The organism is Pseudoalteromonas ardens (assembly GCF_030125445.1).
GTDB classification, from domain to species: domain Bacteria; phylum Pseudomonadota; class Gammaproteobacteria; order Enterobacterales; family Alteromonadaceae; genus Pseudoalteromonas; species Pseudoalteromonas ardens.
The window spans coordinates 1,183,034-1,201,033 of sequence record NZ_JASJUV010000002.1 but is presented as its reverse complement, the minus strand read 5'-3'; the positions used below and the strand labels follow the sequence as shown (position 1 = coordinate 1,201,033).

At 50.2% G+C, this 18,000-nt stretch carries 16 protein-coding genes; 6 read left to right on the top strand and 10 right to left on the bottom strand.

Annotated features, from left to right (window positions below; all coding sequences use genetic code 11):
• Positions 1–75 precede the first annotated feature (75 nt).
• Positions 76–954 carry a winged helix-turn-helix domain-containing protein gene (locus QNM19_RS10295; RefSeq protein ID WP_049866058.1) on the top strand — a complete coding sequence of 293 codons (879 nt, stop codon included), beginning with the start codon at positions 76–78 and terminating at the stop codon, positions 952–954.
• A gap of 212 nt (positions 955–1,166) precedes the next feature.
• Here the strand turns inward: QNM19_RS10295 and QNM19_RS10290 are convergent, their stop codons facing one another.
• Both QNM19_RS10290 and QNM19_RS10285 read right to left on the bottom strand, forming a co-directional pair.
• A complete protein-coding gene (locus QNM19_RS10290; protein WP_049866057.1) occupies positions 1,167–1,988 on the bottom strand; it encodes a methyltransferase domain-containing protein in 822 nt (273 codons plus the stop codon).
• A 3-nt stretch (positions 1,989–1,991) separates the two neighbouring features.
• The gene (locus QNM19_RS10285; RefSeq protein ID WP_049866060.1) at positions 1,992–2,747 is read right to left on the bottom strand and encodes a Nif3-like dinuclear metal center hexameric protein; all 756 of its coding nucleotides are present in this window, start codon (positions 2,745–2,747) and stop codon (positions 1,992–1,994) included.
• 232 nt (positions 2,748–2,979) lie between these two features.
• On the opposite strand from QNM19_RS10285, the gene QNM19_RS10280 reads away from it, so the two are divergent.
• The 3 genes from QNM19_RS10280 (at position 2,980) to QNM19_RS10270 (ending at position 4,962) form a co-directional block, all read left to right on the top strand.
• A complete protein-coding gene (locus QNM19_RS10280; protein ID WP_049866056.1) occupies positions 2,980–3,447 on the top strand; it encodes a VOC family protein in 468 nt (155 codons plus the stop codon).
• Between the two features lie 98 nt (positions 3,448–3,545).
• A complete protein-coding gene (locus tag QNM19_RS10275) occupies positions 3,546–3,707 on the top strand; it encodes a hypothetical protein (RefSeq protein ID WP_164487840.1) in 162 nt (53 codons plus the stop codon).
• Between the two features lie 595 nt (positions 3,708–4,302).
• The gene (locus QNM19_RS10270; RefSeq protein ID WP_049866055.1) at positions 4,303–4,962 is read left to right on the top strand and encodes a calcium-binding protein; all 660 of its coding nucleotides are present in this window, start codon (positions 4,303–4,305) and stop codon (positions 4,960–4,962) included.
• Between the two features lie 69 nt (positions 4,963–5,031).
• On the opposite strand, the gene QNM19_RS10265 is transcribed toward QNM19_RS10270, so the two are convergent.
• Complete coding sequence (locus QNM19_RS10265; protein WP_049866054.1) at positions 5,032–5,736, bottom strand: XRE family transcriptional regulator; 705 nt, start codon at positions 5,734–5,736, stop codon at positions 5,032–5,034.
• Positions 5,737–6,013: 277 nt separating this feature from the next.
• Between QNM19_RS10265 and QNM19_RS10260 the strand changes: the two genes are divergently transcribed.
• Entirely contained in the window at positions 6,014–6,364 is a 351-nt protein-coding gene (locus QNM19_RS10260) for a helix-turn-helix domain-containing protein (protein ID WP_284026664.1), read from the top strand.
• 89 nt (positions 6,365–6,453) lie between these two features.
• Here the strand turns inward: QNM19_RS10260 and QNM19_RS10255 are convergent, their stop codons facing one another.
• The 3 genes from QNM19_RS10255 to QNM19_RS10245 form a co-directional block, all read right to left on the bottom strand.
• Positions 6,454–7,593, bottom strand: coding sequence for a S8 family serine peptidase (locus tag QNM19_RS10255; protein ID WP_049866053.1), 1,140 nt, complete (start codon positions 7,591–7,593; stop codon positions 6,454–6,456).
• A gap of 355 nt (positions 7,594–7,948) precedes the next feature.
• A complete protein-coding gene (locus QNM19_RS10250) occupies positions 7,949–9,124 on the bottom strand; it encodes a type III PLP-dependent enzyme (RefSeq protein ID WP_082225575.1) in 1,176 nt (391 codons plus the stop codon).
• Between the two features lie 417 nt (positions 9,125–9,541).
• The gene (locus tag QNM19_RS10245; protein WP_284026663.1) at positions 9,542–9,808 is read right to left on the bottom strand and encodes a hypothetical protein; all 267 of its coding nucleotides are present in this window, start codon (positions 9,806–9,808) and stop codon (positions 9,542–9,544) included.
• A gap of 33 nt (positions 9,809–9,841) precedes the next feature.
• Between QNM19_RS10245 and QNM19_RS10240 the strand changes: the two genes are divergently transcribed.
• Complete coding sequence (locus QNM19_RS10240; protein ID WP_284026662.1) at positions 9,842–10,624, top strand: hypothetical protein; 783 nt, start codon at positions 9,842–9,844, stop codon at positions 10,622–10,624.
• A gap of 84 nt (positions 10,625–10,708) precedes the next feature.
• On the opposite strand, the gene QNM19_RS10235 is transcribed toward QNM19_RS10240, so the two are convergent.
• The 4 genes from QNM19_RS10235 to QNM19_RS10220 form a co-directional block, all read right to left on the bottom strand.
• Complete coding sequence (locus QNM19_RS10235) at positions 10,709–11,860, bottom strand: tryptophan 7-halogenase (protein ID WP_284026661.1); 1,152 nt, start codon at positions 11,858–11,860, stop codon at positions 10,709–10,711.
• 11 nt (positions 11,861–11,871) lie between these two features.
• Entirely contained in the window at positions 11,872–14,988 is a 3,117-nt protein-coding gene (locus QNM19_RS10230; RefSeq protein WP_284026660.1) for a LodA/GoxA family CTQ-dependent oxidase, read from the bottom strand.
• 270 nt (positions 14,989–15,258) lie between these two features.
• The gene (locus QNM19_RS10225) at positions 15,259–16,389 is read right to left on the bottom strand and encodes a cytochrome P450 (RefSeq protein WP_284026659.1); all 1,131 of its coding nucleotides are present in this window, start codon (positions 16,387–16,389) and stop codon (positions 15,259–15,261) included.
• Entirely contained in the window at positions 16,386–17,588 is a 1,203-nt protein-coding gene (locus QNM19_RS10220; RefSeq protein ID WP_049865195.1) for a cytochrome P450, read from the bottom strand. Before QNM19_RS10220 ends, QNM19_RS10225 begins: the two co-directional genes overlap by 4 nt.
• Positions 17,589–18,000: the final 412 nt, after the last annotated feature.

Below are 18,000 nucleotides of genomic sequence, written 5' to 3'. Positions count from 1 at the left end.
CAAGTGCATGTAACTAGCATGTGAATGAGAAATCCGCTACGCTGGTGCGATAATAACAAGAATATTGTCAGGGTTATGGAATTTCAATTCGCCAACGCGCGTTTGAATGTTGCGACGCAGTGCGTCATTATCGATGAGCGGTCGACACAATTAGACGACCGTGCCTTTATGCTTCTCCACTGCTTATTGCAGCGCCGGCCGCAGGTCTGCTCTCATGCCGATCTGGTTAAATTGCTGTGGCCAAATACCGTCGTATCCGACTGGTCGCTGCCAAAGCTGGTCTCCGATCTGCGCAGCCAGTTAAATCGTGCAGGCTTACAGCAAAATTGTATCGTCACTGTGCGTGGACAGGGTTACCGGTTTGCACCCGCGATTGCGGTTAGTGAATACCCATTGACCAGCTCCTTAATGAGCGCACAGGTGCCGCTGGCGACCGGACAGCCTTTGCCGGCAGTTGCTCCCCAGGGCGATAACGTTCTACCAGCACGATATTGGTTGCCTGTTTTGGTGATTGCCTGTCTGTGCTTTGTCGGACTGATGACACATAGCACAGAGCAAACAGCGGGATTACATTATGGTGAGCCGAGTGATGCGATTGGGCGAATACTGTGGGTGGATGACAATCCGGCAAATAATCTGCAGGAAAAACGCTATTTTGAGCGCCACCATATTGGTGTATATACCGTTAAATCCAGTGAAGAAGCATTATTGCTGTTGCAGATGTATGAATACAATCTGATTATTTCAGACATGGGCCGGGCGCAGGAGCCTCTGGCGGGATTAAAGTTGCTGCAACATCTCAGGTCTGAGGGGGATCATACGCCTTATTATTTTTATACTCTGATAGACAATCAGGAGATGCTTGAGGTGATCAAAACCAGTGGTGGACAGGGTGTTGCCACTGAACGGCCGCAGTTGTATGGCCAGATATTATCGCACTTTGCTAAGAAATAAATCATCATAAGTCATTGATAAAATTACTTTTCCAAATTATTCAAAGGATAATTGATGACTTTTTTACAGTGCTGTGCCACGGTTAAATTGTTGCTCTCCCGACCTTTGGCATTGACATATACTTGCTGAGCAATGTGAGTATATGACGACAGGATTAACGACCTGGACACATGTCTCGGCCCTGGCACTTGTAATCGGTGCCAGGGTCTTTTTTATGTATTTGATGGGGTGGTGAGGTGCTTTAGCACCAGGTGCGTGTATCTGCCGAGTGAGGCATACGGCTCCTGCTGGTTGTACTTCAGCTCCAACTCCAGTAATGCATCAAATCCATCACTGGCTTTACTTGGATCGCGTAAATAATCATGAAAACACCGTACTCCTGATTGTACTCGCTTTTGCAGCGGCAGCTGGCTCAGCCAATGGTCGACATCCGCGGGTTCGAGCGGACGGTTCGGGCTCAAACCGACTTTTTGCTTTACCTTGAGTCCATTGCGTACATAATCAAAATTACCATAGACCATATTGGCCATGCGCTGAGCCGCACGATTGTAATACATCAGCGACAAAAACCCATCTGGCGTCAGCCGCTGTGTCAACAGTGATAAAGCCTGTTGTTGCTCACTCAACCACTCCAACACGGCATGACACATCACGAGATCAAACTGACCGAGTGCCAGATCCGGGAGTGCCTGAAGCGGTGCATGGATCAGGGTTATCTGCTCACTCACGCCCAACGCGTCGGCCTGACGCTGTGCCTGCGCCAGCATCTCCTCAGAGATATCGACAAGTGTTACAGCATGGCCTAGCTGGGCCAGAAACAGCGCCAGTTGACCCTGGCCGCCGCCTACATCAAGTACGGTTTTAGTCAGATCAATACCGAGCCAGGGCACTTGTTGGGTGAGATCGCGCTGCAACACGGCTTCTCTTAGCTGGCCCTTTGTAGTGCCATAAATGTTGTTTTTAAATTTACCGGTTAGCTCGCCGAAATTGCGGTCCTCATCACGGTTGAGGGTACGTTGTTTGTGCTTAGCCATAGATCACACAGGGTTGTCGATATCAACAAACTCAACGTCTACGTCAAACTGGGTGGCCAGATACTCACCCAGTGCCTTTGCACCATAACGCTCGGTTGCGTGATGTCCGGCGGCAAAGAAGTGGATCTGCTGCTCATTGGATGAGTGAATGGTTTGTTCAGACGCTTCGCCGGTCAGGTAGGCATCGACCCCCTGACTGGCAGCCAAATCGATAAAGCTCTGCCCACCCCCCGTGCACCAGGCAATGGTTTTGATCAGGTGATCACCCGCCTGATTTACAAGTGGCTTGCGTCCCAGCTTTTGCTCAATTAATGTTGCGAAGTCGCTTGCAGACATAGGCTCGCTGAGTTTTCCTTTTACCGCAACACTGTTGCTGTTCCAGGGTTCCAGTGGACGCTCTAATGTCAGGCCAAGTAACTTACCCAGCTGTGCGTTGTTGCCCACTTCTGGGTGTACATCCAACGGCAGATGATAAGCCAGCAGGTTAATATCATGTGCGAGCAGCGCCTGGAGGCGGCGCTTTTTCATGCCGGTTACGGTTTGGTCTTCGCCCTTCCAGAAGTAGCCGTGATGAACCAGTATGGCATCCGCTTGTTTTTCGATGGCTGCATCGATGAGGGCCTGGCTGGCTGTGACTCCGGTGATGACCTTTCGGATCTCAGGCTTGCCTTCGACCTGCAAGCCATTTGGGCAATAGTCTTTAATCTGGAACGGCTTAAGATATTCATTGAGGTGGTTTACCAGCTTTTTACGTTGCATCATGCTCTCACTGTTAGGCGTCAAAGGCGCTTATTTTAGCGCTTTTTGTCTTGCTGAAAAAGCGATGAACACACTGCAAAGCGAATTCTCTCAGCGCTGCCACAACTCGACATTTCACTGAACTAGGCTAGCTTTAAATGTACCGTTTGCCTGACGAGCAGTGTCGCGATTATCGGCGATAGGTAACGACAAACAAAGTGTGATACTGCCCGTAACCTGTGAGGAAATCACCATGACAGTTTCAGCGATACCGGATGGCTACCATGCCCTGACACCCTATTTGATCACCGAAAATGCGGCGCAGGCGATAGACTTTTACCGTAAAGCCTTCGCCGCTGAGCTGATAATGCAATTGCCAATGCCGGATGGAGGGGTGGCGCATGCTGAGCTAAAAATTGGTGACTCTCATTTGATGCTGTCTGATATGTGTCCGGATGCCCATTTTAAGAGTCCGAAACAGCTTGGTGGTACGCCCGTGAGTTTGATGTTTTATGTGCCTGACGTAGACAGTACCTTTGCCCAGGCGATTGCAGCTGGTGCCACAGAACTTCGCCCTGTGGTCGATCAGTTTTATGGAGATCGAGCGGGTACTTTACAGGACCCGTTCGGCCATGTTTGGACGATAGGTACGCATCAGGAAGATTTGAGTGAAGAGGAAATTGTCGCAAGAATGGCTGAGTGGATGACGGACGATTCATAAAAAAGTAATGGTGTTGTTGATTTTTTGTTCTGTTGGTGTCAGTTTATTTGTGATCATCATCTTTATGATCATAAAAAATTCAACTCAAGGAAAAGAATATGAAGCTACAAATTAAGAAGTCTGCATTAAAACGTCTGACAGAAACACAACAGCTTGCACAGCAACAAACGCCAAACATCGCGGGTGGTGCGCCTTATACCTACCGTTGTCGCCCGGCTGAGTCAGAAACGGGCAATCAGTTCTGGCAGTGTATGTGTTAACACGCACCTTATTGCGTAATGTTATTTGAGCCCGTGAAATCCGGTCCGGGCTCATCTTTGCTATCGACCGTGCCCAGACAGAAGGGTTTGGTTTGTTGATTACTGTCTCCTGCTGATGCTTTTATCTTTTCATTATTATCTACAGGCTAAAAATAAAGTCCCTCGTTTTGATTCTCTACCTTATAAAGTAGGTCTATAAATTTTCTCTTGTTATTGAGCCGTAAATTCGTGGCGTATTTTTATGGATTTCTAATTGTAAGGTTGTGAATTAAAATTTTGCATGGTGATAAAGCGTGCCGTCTAGGGTTATCCGGGATCTGTCACAGCCCCATTTGTCTGTGCGCTTTGTGTGTGAACGCCATATTACACACCGCATGCTATGCTAGAACTGTTTACTTATCAGTATGGTGCCATTGCTGAGGCTGCAAGCATTAGCCATATGGTGATGACTCACAACGGGTCTGAAACCTGCTCCCAGTGTGATATCTGCACATTGTGTCCACACTCCATGGCTAAAATAACAGCAACTTGAGCTGATATCGCTGCTGCGCTGTCAAACAGCCCGAGTGCGTGGCACTATGAGAGGGATAGGGATATGAATAAGTATGGTTTGTTTGCGCTGTTACTGAGCGCGCTGAGCTTTGTTGAGACACGCATTGCTATTGCATCAGATGGTGTCTGCACCGGCCTCGGTGGGGGAGCCGTTGTCGAGGTCAAACGTATGGCTTTGAGAACGGCGAAATCAGCAAAATACCTGGTTGTACTTAATGTTGTTGGGACTGCTGAGGCAGAAACATATCGCCTGACACGAGATGGTCGGCGCATTAAAGTGATGCGGGCGACGTCTGACAGTGCCAGTTGTGTATTTATTTATGCCAGCCAGGTTGAGCAAGTTCAGGTTTATCTGGGCGACGGTGATGACAATTACGATGGTCGCACTATTACGATAGCGCAGCATATCTGGGCAGGTAACGGTGACGATGAGGTCATGGGGGGCCGCAGCGGAGATAGGCTATTTGGTGGTGCGGGTAATGATGAATTAAATGGCTTTGCCGGGCGTGACAAGCTGGTGGGTGGGCCCGGCGATGATACCCTGAACGGCGGTGGTGACAAAGATGTACTGGAAGGCAAAGAGGGTAACGATATCCTGGCCGGAGGTCCGGGGTACGATACCCTGAACGGCGGTGCCGGGCGTAATCAACTGTATCAGGGAGACATAGTCACCAGCGAAAAAGAACGAGGCGGCTGGTACTGAGCCCGACAGGCCTATGTGCATACTCAGGCAAGGCCATTGAGCGTGTACAGTGGCCGTTAGCCACTTTGCTTACGCCAGATCTTTACCAATCCACACAACTTTACCGATGATTTCAAGTTGCTCCAGCTCGTCGGCACGGACAACCTGTTCGACATACTCTTTATTATCACTGATCAGTCTGACTGAGCCATCCAGATACTGTTGTAACCGTTTGGCATATAACTCTTCACCCAGCCGGACCACATAGATCAGACCTTCGCTGAGCTTTTTATCGCTCAGATCGACCAAAATGGTGTTGTTGTTATGGATGGTGGGTTCCATCGAGTCGCCTTTAGCAAACACAACTGCCAGTTCACTTTTATCGAGGTTTTTGTAGTCGATCCACTTTTTTCTGAACGCCAGATGGCGCGCAACCTGGGCATTATCATTAAAGGCACCATACCCGGTACTGACCGAGACATGATAGCCAGGCACTAAGACAAAGGCTTCGTTAAATTCATCCAGCTTGACCAGCGGCTGGGTGATGATGGGAGATTGGGGGCAATCTGCTGCGGTTTCCCCCTGGATCAGCCACATCAGGTCAACATTGGCGACCTGAGCAATGCGTTCTACAATGCTCAGTTTTGGATCTTCACCTTTGAGTATGCGTCTTAAGGTGCCTTCCGAAATATCAATTTTTGACGCAAAGGCACGAATGCTATGCGGTTTAATTGCATATTCAACGCGCTCTGCGAATGCTGAGCTGTCAGCTTCCGTATTATGTTGTTTTTCCATTGTTTGATACCACGCCTCTGGTGTCCCATTTTTAAGCAATAAGGCATTATAGGAACTTATATGGGAAAACGCAATTCAAATTTTTACGCAAAATTTTGATTGTTACGCATTGATCCGCGTAAAAAATTAAACTATTATCTTTCATAAATTACGCATTGGCGGCGTTTTAAGGATTCAGTCCGCGTTAACAGCCATTGCTGATAGTAGATAATGACCCAATTACACCAATATGTATGGGTAACATGACAAGATTGCGTAAAAAAGTAAGGAAGTGGATATGACCAGCACAGCAAACTGCAAGATCCCAACAGACACTATGATTAACCCGTTCACTCTGGGAGGAGGTGTGCCATCACCGCAACAAGATAACGCACAGGCATTTGATTTGTTGCGTGCTCCCCGGGGGGCACAGTTATTAAAGTATGCGCGTAAATTAAGAGGGTTTACTCAGGCAGAATCTGCCGCAAGTTATGGTATTGAGGAGCGTACCCTGAGGCGCTGGGAAAATAACGAATTTAACCCAAGGTGGAATGATGTGATTTCACTGCTTGAGGATGTGTATTTTATGGATATTATGCAGGCGATTGCTGGCGTCAGGTCGATGCAAGCGCAAGGGATATCGGTCTGAATCTGTAAGGCCAACCTGGACTATATTGCCAATTAAACATGTCTGAGTTGACAGCAGTTCAGTGCGAAGGCTGAACTGCTAATAATCACTTATAAATGAATAATGTTGTCGGCATTTCCATCTGGATCACCGGATGCACGTCCATCAGTTCTGGGGTTGCCATTGTTCATCATGATCACGGCACAGGCTGCAGGTGATGCCATTGATGTGCCCGACATAGTTGTCGTACCACCGCCGCTGCGTGTTGACAAAATGCTGACGCCCGGAGCCGCGTAGTCAACAGGTGGGTTACCATAATTCGAGAAGCTGGCGAAGCGGTCATTGGCATCCGTCGCTGAGATGGTATATACGCGTGGATGCGAAGCGCTGGCAGGTGAGACGTTGCTGGCATGCTGGCTTTCATTACCTGCTGCAATCACAAAGAAAGCACCAGATTGCTGTGCTGCGCTTTCAACGGCATCATTCAGCTCCTGGTTAAAGCCACCGCCGAGGCTCATATTGACACAATCTCCCGGTGACGCATTGGCTGCGACATGGTCAATGCCAGCCAATACGCCCGACCAGCTGCCAGAGCCGCGGGAGTCGAGTACTTTCACCGGAATAACGGTGGCTCCAGCTGCGACACCAACCACATCCAGGCTATTATCCAGCGCTGCAATGGTGCCTGCAACATGGGTACCGTGACCATTAGCATCATCAACGCCGGCATTCTTGCCTTTGTTAAAGGCACTGAAGCCCCGGCTGCTGTCCACATTCAGGTCGGCATGGTCAACATCAATGCCGGTATCTATAACCCAGGCTGTATAACCGCTGCCATCAACCGGGCCACCAACACGGCTGACACTCCATGGAATGGTTTGGTTTTGCGTGCCGCCGCCGGGTTTACCAAGTTTTTTTGCTGGGCTGGCATACACAGCACCGTCAGGCGTAAAGCGCATTGTGGCCGATTCTGCGGCAAACATGGTGCGTGCCTGCTCGCAGCTCATATTAACTGCCATGCCTTTCATTGCATGTTTATAGATGTGTTTTGCTTGTGCGTTTGCGCGTGCCAGCAACCCTCTGGCCTTGCCCTCAACATCCAGCTTTTCTGTCTTGTCGTCGAATCTGACTATGCAGGTGTTGTTAATCGTCAGCTCAGCGGCTGCACCCTGGTAGTCGGGTTCTGACGCAGCCGCAGCGGCACTGGATAGAGCACTTACAATCGATAAGCAAATTAAAGAATGTTTCATTCGTTTTTCCTGTTGTCATAAAGGTAATTGTTTTTATTTGGTTAACTCAGTGTGTCGAGTTGTTTTAAAAGTTAGGTTTAAATGAACGAAAGTCAAACTAATTGAATAAAAAATCTTATCTGGTCGGATTTGTGGTCTATATAATGTCAAGTGTTAGTATTTATGGAAGTGATTGTTCTTTCTTTTTCGGTGTAAAATTAAGGTACGTGTACCTGAGTTACCTTACTTTTTATGGAATATCGTTGCGTAAATTATTGCACTCTCCCGATAAAATACGGTTTTGAGTGCACAGCAGCTGTGTGTGCGTAAATAAATAAAGCGTAGAGGCCCGAAAGGGCCTCTGAAGGGTGGGCGTTTAGCTGCCGAATTCGGCCTGGTGAAGTTGGATCACTTCATTGAGTACCACTGTGGTGGCACGTTTGAAGAAATTGAAGTCGGTTGCTGTTGCACTGGTATATGCACCCATCATGCGGGTGACCACGAGATCGCCATCTTCCAGTTTGGGCAGTTCAACGGCGTCACAGATCACATCTATGCTGTCACAGGTCGGCCCCGCCAGCACACTGGGGTAGACCACATCTGCGGCTTTTAAGGTGCGTAACGGGTAACAGGCCATATCAAACATCAGCCCACTGAAAGAGCCATAAATCCCATCATCGAGGTAATACCAGGTGCGACCTTCACGCTGAGCCTGGCCCATGACCGAAGCAACACAGGTCATGGCACCGGCAACAATAAAGCGACCTGGCTCAGCAATGCGCTGTACCGTGTCCGGCAGCTGTGCCAGAGCCGTATTGATCGGTGCACAAAAGGCATGAATATCCACCTTGTTGCTCGCGTAAGAGACCGGAAATCCACCGCCTATGTCCAGGCAGCTTAGCGCCGGCAATCCGGCAGCCACCACCTCGTCCATCAGCTGTTTGCACGCTTCAATAGCCGCGATATATTTGTCAGCATTGGCCGTTTGTGAGCCGACATGAAACGACAGACCTTTCACCCGAATACCCCATTGTTGTGCCTGGCGTATGAGCGTCATTGCATCGGCCGGGCTACAACCGAACTTTTTCGACAGATCAGCAAAGGCTTCGCTATTGCGAAAACTCAATCGGATTAGTACTTCAGCTTGTTCGGTGAACTCGCGAAACTTGGCCAGTTCGTTCAGGTTATCAACCACGAACACCTGACACCCGTAGTCCAGTGCATCAACAATGTCACTGCGACGCTTGATCGGGTGCGTATGGATTGTGCACTCAGCCGGCACACCTTGCTCACGAGCCAAACTGACTTCGCCACTGGTTGCCAGATCAAAGCAGGCACCAAGCTGAAGTAAAGTGCGCACCACCGATGGGTGTGGCAAAGGCTTTAGTGCATAGTGTAAACGTACTCCGGGCAATGCATCAGCAAGGGCCAGATAGTGTTCACGCACTTGCGCACAATCGAGCATCAATAAGGGTGATCCGTACTGAGCAACTAAGTCGGTGACCAGCGTTGCGTCGATATCAAAATTTTGTACTTGCGGCTGAATAGGCATAGCGACTCCAAATAGTATCAGCGAATAACGACCTGTAAGCTGTCAGTGTGATCTGTGCTTGTTTGTGGTGCGCACGATCAACGCCTCAGGTCTTGAGCAAAGCGACTCGGGTATGGGCGACGCATCAGCGTATTACCTTTACCTGAACCAGTGATAGATCCTGGATAGTTGCTCTATCGCCTTGCCACAGGGTGACCACGTCATAACGGGCTCATTGACACGTCATGCTAAACACACCACCGCGATGTACTCGGATTGGCTATCTTCAGAAAACACGCAAATAGTAGGGCGCATGGGGTGGGCGCGCAAGCTTTACTTCGACGAGAAATTTTGCTGCTGAGTGATAAATTTTTTTGTCGTAGATCAAGCTTTATCAGCTTATAGAAATGGGAATAAAGTGACTCAGATGAAGTTTCATTATTTTTTGAACAGAATAAAACAGGGTCTATTAGGAGTGGCTTTTGAAACCCTGAGCAATGCTGTGTAATGCTTAGGAGAGTAAGGAATTTGATTTTTATTGCTATGATTATATTGGATATTTTTCATTTTTAGATGAGTAATCCTACTTGTTTTTGAAATTTGTCCGGGGCGAATTTCTCTTGCTATGGTGACCTCAGTTAGCCAGCAAGGGTCAGACATGATGGTCAATCGTTGACCTGCGCTGCACTGTTTAACCATTAACATTTTTTACTCGTTACTTTCTAAAAGGACATAACCATGAAAACCTTAACTTTGTCATTTGCTGCAGTCGCTTTGTTCAGTGCATTTGGTAGCCAGGCTACGGCTTATCAAAATGTGTTTGATACTGATGGATACGAGCGTTTGACTAACTACACCTCAGGCCCGGTAAGCTCAGCATTACTAACCGGTGAGTTTGCGCATAACTTTGAAGCGCAACTGGTCCTGCGTGGTGAAGGTGCTTACTGTGAATCTGCAAACCTGTACTCTGCAAATGACGGTCGTCATATTGTTAACCTGGGTGTGAAGACGATTGCAGATCGCAATACAGTTGAAATGGGTGTTGCTATTCCTGAAGCGACGCTGACTGAAAAGAAAGTACTGCATGTCAGCTGTTATGATGCGGCGGGTGACTGGTACAAAGTGCTGGTTAACGTACCGGGCGCGCCTGTAGTCGATTGGCAAATCGAGCTGACACCTGCTGGTGACTTTGTGAATCAGCCATACTCATATGGCTATCACACGGCTTACCACATCAGCAGCCGTCTGGTCATTGATAACCAAAACAATGACGCGCGTTGTAGCATAGTTGCAGACCGTGGTGTGTCTTTGGGCTTATTCCATGGTGAAGATCGCAAGGGTCCATTCCATTCAGACGTTTTCACTCTGGACACTGTGGTAGATAACAAGGCTAAGAATCCAGTGCTATATCAGATCCTTGAGTGTGAAAACGCGGTAGGTAAGACCATGGCGGTGAAAGTCTTTAACCTGACAGATCCAAACGGCATCTACACCTATGAAGATCAGCTGATTGTAAAATAATACCACTTTGCTCCCCCCAAATGAGCAAATATAAAAATGGACAGGTATCTAAAAAGGACTTGAATTGCGAACCTCACGCCGGGCTCAACTGAACTCGGCGTTTTTTTGCGTATGGCGACGTTGCCAGTAGAGGGCATCGGGCCAGCGTTGCTCCTGGCCATAATAATGCGCCCGATGAGACAGATAGTGCTGCCAGATTGCGCCGATTTGCGTCTGATGCAAGCGGGCAATCTCAATTGTGGCACTGGGGTCAGTCAGGCCATGGCCTGTCAGGCTATTGGTCAGCTGCATGGCGGTTGCCATGGCATTGAACATTCCCTGCGAAGACAAAGGGTCGAAGCTACATGCTGCATCGCCCAAAGCGGCCCAGCGATGTCCTGCGGTTTGGGTCAGACAGGTGCTGTTGGCTGATACCACACCATGCAGCTGCATGTTCCCTGATTGTTCAATCCCCTTTGGCAGCAGGGCTTTTAATCCTGCCTGTGAGCGTGCCAGGTGGCAAAACTGACTCAGGTCATGTTGCAGCCCTTTTTCGAGTAAGTCGCTGTCTGTTTGCAATGCCAGTACGCGACGCTTTGCGGGTAACTTGGCGCTATACCACCACCCTTGTGGGCTCGTATTGATGCATGCCAGTTGATTTTCTGAAGCGCAATCCAGGCTGGCCCACAGCGCAATTTGCTTATCCAGCACTTTGCGTTTGAGCCCGAGTTTGGTGGCGAACGCACTGTGACGTCCGGTTGCATCAATCACAAAGTGACAAGGTACCGCGATACTTTGCGCTCTGGCCTGAACTTGTGTTTGCGTAGTCAGATGCAGTAGCCAACCATCGCTGCCAGGCTGAGCATCCTGCAACTTAGCAGGCCAGAGCGTCTCTATGCCCCGCGCAGTCACCTGCTCGCGTAACCAGTTTTCAAATCCGGCCCGGTTAAGCTGCCAGCCTGTTCCATCCGGGTTGCTGAGGGTATCGTTGATAAGGCCATGTTCACTGCCCCAATGGCTTCTAATGCCATAGTTTGGCATATGCAGATCCTGGCGCTGTTCAAAAGCATGCAACAGATCCAGGCTGCGAAGTATCCGCGCCGCAGCAGGCGGCAGGCACTCTCCAACCTTGTCAGGGCAGGCAGCTTGCTTATCAATCAAGAGTACCTGAAAGTGGCGACTCAGTGCCAGGGCGGCGATACAGCCCGCCACCCCGGCACCTATAATCGCAATTTGACAGTGTTTTACCTGTGTCATTGCGTTCGACCTTACTTTAAGTCTTTGGGGAAGTTCACCGCAAAACGGCTGACCTTTTCGATGACCCCGAGATCGACCCGAGAACGCGAGGTTGCCATCACCGGTTGAGCCGGATCGCGGCCATCCGGGCTGGGTACCAGATTAGCAGCAATCTCAGCAATGGTTTGTAGCTTGCCCAGTTCGGTGATTTCGGCCTCGCTGGCCAATCCTTCGCGATGATCTTCAGCCGTGATACCGACTTGCATGCTGGTGGGCAGGTCGACGTCGTCGCTTGCGCCCGGACGGCCCTGTACTACTGCGAGCTTGTCGAAGTTTTTGATCATGCTGTTGATCTGTGCGGTGTAGGTGGCCGGCTGACCATAGAGCGGTAGGGCATCCAGCCAGTCACTGCGATAATTGAAAGCCTCAACGCGGGTTTGAGCATCCAGTGCCGGGTTAATTGCTTCTTCGTAGCGCGCGACATCCAGAATATTATTGGGTACCCGCGCTGGCCAGAAGGTCGGTAGATACGGGTCGTATTCTGGTGTGTAACCATCCCGGCAACTGGCTGTGTCGGTTTGCCAGGGGATCGCCATCCAGCGCGTAATACCACCGGCAACCTGACCACCCAGAATGGGGCCTTGTGCCAGTGTAATGGTATCGCCATTGATCTGCGCGCCATAATAAGTGGTGTCTTTACAAATCGCTTTGTCAGCATGCTTAATACGGAACGGCGCTGAATACATACCGGCCGTACGCATAGGCCAGGTCATTTCACACCCCGGGTGGAAGGCATCAGCAAGACAAAAATCCAGTGCGCCACGGGTTAGCATATCGGGTTGCTCGGCAACCGGCACTTTGTCTATGTCATCGGGCTCAGCCGCATGCGGACAAATTGTGGGATCGACATAATCGGCCGTAAAGTCGCCCTCAACCCACTGTTCTAAGAAAGACAATTGCAGTGCTGATAACGTGGAGTGCTGTCGCTCAGAACCCGCTGGTGGGATCGACAACGCATCGCCATAAAGCCAGGGCCACAGTTGTGCAGCCTGAGCGCCTGGTTGTCCGTAGCGACGGAAATTGTTCGACAGGGTGCGACGCAGCTCTTTATAAGCCGGGGAAGGGTTGCCGAGTTTAGCTTTCCATTCTTCGCTGGTGTAGTTAAAGGGGGCTTTAAATCCAAATCCGGCGGCAAAACCGGCATTGACCCATTGTAAGTCGGTCATACGCTCGAAAATGGGCAAAATATCCTGCCTGAAAGAAGGGCGAGCCGGGCGGGTGAGCATACCGGCATTGACGGCCACTGAGCGCATTAAGTCCCACATGGTACGCACGGATTTTTGCATTGGCGCATAGTCAGGTGGGGCACACACCACCCAGGCCGGGTCAACTTGCAGCTTAACGCCCTCATATTCTACCTCGGCAGTGACCGGACCGTCGGAAATGTCGTCGTGCCAGCCTTCATTGTTGGCAAAGGTGATCGCAATATCGCCATTGATATTACGTGATACACCATTGCCGCCCAGCACAACCAAACGGCCCTGTTTATCGGATTTGAGCTCACCCAGATAGACTTCTTCGCCCATAAACTCGCCCTGGAATTGCGGGCCTTTTTTCACTTTGGGCTTATCGAGCGTGTGGCTGCCGCCATCGATTAGCAAGCGGTTGCGATCGGCAACATTGGCGTTACGCAGCAGGCTGGGTGGCGCATCGGCTGCTTCCGGTACATCCAGGGCCAGCTGAAATTCATACCAGGATGACTTTTGATTGGCCAAATGCACCTGCCAGCTGATTTTGGCATTGTCCATGGTCAGCTCTTTGACGGCCTTACCTGCGGCATTGAAGCCATAGATCCGGAATTCGGCTGCCTGACGTTTAAGCAGCCCTTTGCCATCACGATAGGCATCTTTTTCCAGCCGGGGTTTAGGGTTAGGCACTTGCGGGCCGATAAAGTACTCGTTACTACCGCCAACCCGCATCACCCCAATGGGGGGATAAATACCGGCACGCACAATACAGGTGCTGTCTTCGTCTGTATTACCAGTGAACTTTGGGTCAATGGCATCGGGCTCATTCATTTGCTGACCATTGGCCTGGTGGCGGGTATCGGCACTGGCTTGATACACCACTTTTCGCGCCTGAGCGATGGAACCCAGAGGCTCATTGTCGGCCAGTGTCCGCCAAATATTGAAGGCGAGGTTGCGACCAAACTCGGCCTGGCCAATGGCACAAACATCTTGTTGTGGCAGCGTTAGTGTTGCAACGGGCTCAAAAGGTGCCTGATCTTCCGGCCACACCACCATGGCGTTGTCGATGGGAAAGTCTTCTTCTGAGGCATTGGCTGGACGACGTTGGATTTCAAATACAAATTTGGCTTCACCCTGACGCAGACGGATCTGTAGATCATCAGCCAGGTAATTATTGCCCTGTGCCGGCGCACCGCGATAGGTATCCACTGGGCGAATACGGTATTTCACGGCATTCTGCTCGCCAAGCTTAAAGGGCAGTATTGCCCAATAATGCGCACTCAGGCAGCTGGCTTCGACCTTGGTCATGGCATCAAGCACGGCGGCCGTTTTTGGGTGTTTTTTAAGATAAGCCGGATAATCGCGGTTGATGACACCGGCGGTGGTAAAGGCACACATTTGTGAAGCATCGCGGGCAAAAAAGCGATCGATGTTTTGCATGATAAAATCAACATTGTCGCTGTCGCCCAGCAGTTTCTGGCCTTTCACGCCAAACAGTTTGATCCCGACACCTAAGGTGGTGTGCAGATCCGGGCTCTCTGGTGTTGTATCACTGGAAAAGCGTACCACACAGTCGTAACTCTCGGGCTTGGCAAACACCCCTTTCTGGAGGGCTTTATCGAGCTTTCCGTGTACTTCGAAGGTGCCATAGACGATGCCATGTTGCTTACGAAATACAGCCCGCTCTGCGGGTTTTTGACCGCGCTCAATACGGGTTTTTTGTCCCATTTCAACAAACATTTCTTTGAGGCGTTGGGTGGCCAGCTCAATAGGCTGATAGTCATCGCCACCGCTCCAGCACTGTACCTTGTTGGCGGTTGGGGCATGTTTGATGTTTTTATCCAGATACTTGGGGTTAACCAGTTCACCTTGTTGCTTACTACGTTTTTTCTTATCGCTCATAACGGTTTCCGCTTATCTTGTTTCCTTGTCAGGTAACTGCAATAGCGCACATGTCACTCCGGAGTTAACGCGTGAGTCACAGATACGCCGTTTACCTGTCCCGACCGGGCATGACGATTCACGCCAACCCACTGAGAGTATAGCTGCGCTGTGCCGATCGGTATCTGATGAAACTCTAGATGCAAAGTCGTGTAATAACTATTACAACAGGTTACGTGAGGGAGTAAGGTCCCCGAACAGGCCCGCAGAGCGGGCTTTTTCAGGACAGGATCAGGCTGGGTTGTGTGCCGTGACTCTAAAGGCGGGCGGCGCGATGGCAGGCTCCGGATGCAGCTCGTCCGACAGCTGCTCAAATGTCAGTTGCTGGCCTTGTATCGCGCCAATCAGATCTGCGGTAAAGGTCAGTGCAAAGGCAGAGGCAATGCATTTATGGGTGCCCCAGCCAAACGGCATATAGGGCGCGTCAGCAGAGGCATTTTCCCAGCGTGGCGGATAAAAGCGCTCGGGTTGCGGCCAGTTGTCCGGGTGGCGATGCAGCACGTATGGGCAGACTGTAACGGTGTCCGTCTGCTTGATGTCCAGTTCCCCCAGGGTATGGGCTTTACTGGGCGTGCGGGGCAGGTTCCAGGCGACAGGCCAGAGCCTCAAAGCTTCTTTGACAATCCAGGGGGCCGGGTGTAAAACGCCGCCCTCTTTGGCACAAAAATACAAAGACCAGGCCAGGGTAAACGCCATGGAGCTGTTAATGGCAAAAAAGAAGGACAAAAAAATTTGTGCCAACGCTTTGGGTGACTCGTTTTCCGGACTTGATGCCAGCAAGATGTCAATCACATCGCGGTTATTGCCCTGATACGGGTTTTGCTGGCGGCGTGCCTTAAATACTGCACGCAGCGCCCGGTGCACCCGCATGCGGATAAAGGCGCGTCGCCATCCGGCCCCGTGGGTTTTTTGACCACTGTAGAGAGAATAAATGAGCACCTGATCGAGCAGTTTACGTAGCTGGGGACTGCGCTGGTTATCGACCAGAAAGTCATAAAATGCATTGTACATCAGGTCATTGGCACTATCCGGCCAGCGCTGGCCAAGGTTTATCTGATGTTTGAATTGCTCAATTATCTTGCTCCGACGCTGTTCATAGTAACGTTTGAGACTGAGAATGGCGTCTTTGCCGATGGCAATTTGTACATCCCGGGTCGAAAACATCGCGCCGTTAACGTTAAAAAAATCGGATTGTTCGACATAATTGCCGTCGGGATTTCCCATCGCCTGTTTCGCGGAGTCAAAGTCAGTCACATAGTAATTATCCTGCTCAAACTCAATGTGTGCGGGACATTTGGACAGAGCCTGGTCCAGTGCCTGAAAAGGCTTGTTAAATTTTTCTTCGGTGTCTTCTAATCTCATGCCTGCTGCTCGCTAATGGTGCCCTCAAAACCGGCTACAGAGGGGATGTTCATATTTTCAAACGCGAGCGCCGACGAACTCGTGAGGGTGATGTTGAGATCACACAATAACAGCTGACACAAGATGGCCAGCTGGTTTGTGCCCAGCTGCGCACCAACACAGGCGCGAGGATTCCAGCCGAATGGCACATAGGTGTTGGGTTGCACGTTTGCCTGCTGCCAGCGCAGCGGGTTGAACACATGAGGCTCGGGCCAGTACTGTTCGTTACGGTGCACAAAGTAGCTGCTGTTAAAAAAGGTATCGCCAGCCTGCACGGTCAATTTACCCACGCTAAACGGACAGCGTGCCTCACGAAATACAATTGGAACACTCCACATGCGCAGCGATTCTTTGATAAACCAGTGTAACTGCGGTGTGTGTTTAAAGGGCAGAGCGGGTACCTGAGTGGGGGCTGCGTTAAATTCTGCACGAAGCCTGTCTTGCCATTGGGGAGATTGCAGGAGCTGCGCAGCCATACAACTGGCGACCGCGCCGGGCGGACCCGAAATCGCGGTGACCAGGGTCATCATGGCGTCCAGTGCTCTGTCGATACCCAGCGCAGCATAGTTATCGACAACACTTTGCAGCAGGTCGAGCCTGGGCTCCTTGCTTTTGCGGCGTTTATGGATCGCCTTGCGGATCACCTGAGCCGCACGCAGATTATACCAGAGCAAGGAATATTGTCTCATTCGAGTGTGCGTTTCGGGTTTCAGTAACACCTGGATCTGGGCACGCATGTGGCGGGTTATCAGTGCCCGCTGTTGTGCGGTGAGATCGCAGATCATCACATCCAGGACAGAAAATGCTATACATTCCTGGATTAGCAGGTCCAGGTTAGCAGGCTTGCCAGCGGTACTTAGTAAATGCGCTTTCATTGTCTGTTTGACCCGACTGAGCGCGGTCTGAGTGTCTAATTCTTTGAGGGTTTTAAGCCAGCCGCTGCGAATATGCTGCCAGCTCATTACCCGCTGGCCGTTATCTTGGGTACCAAACAGGGACTCTGGCAGGGTCATGTCTGCAAAGTTCAGCTGATTCGCCAGCCGGGCACTTTGCGGGCTAAAAAAGGCATAGCTTTGGTCGTCAACCTGATAATCTTCTTTTCCCTTACTGCAATCTTCTCTCATTGCCGTAATGTCAGGGCGCTCTTTGGGTATCATCATTGTTATTATTCGCTCTGTGGGTTGCCATTCTGGGGAGAGGTGGTGAAACAGCCCATGGGTTAGGTCATGGGCTGAAGAGCGGAATTAGATGTTGTTATACAACTTCCACAGATAGCGCTTTGACTGAGTGGCGGTGCGAAGGCCCAATGCGCGCATTACTTTTGTTTTAAGTGCTTTCATAGTTAAATTCCTTCTAGATTGCGGGTTATTTAGGTCATATCAATCAGATATTATTGTACATAATCCATAAATAACGCTTGGACTGAGAGGCTGATGTAGCGCGAACGCCAAGTGCGCGTAGCACCTTAGTTTTCAGTGTTTTCATAATCAATTCCTTCTAAGTTGTGTTCAGTCAGGCAATATCAATCAGATATTGTTGTACATTATCCATAGGTAACGCTTGGACTGAGAA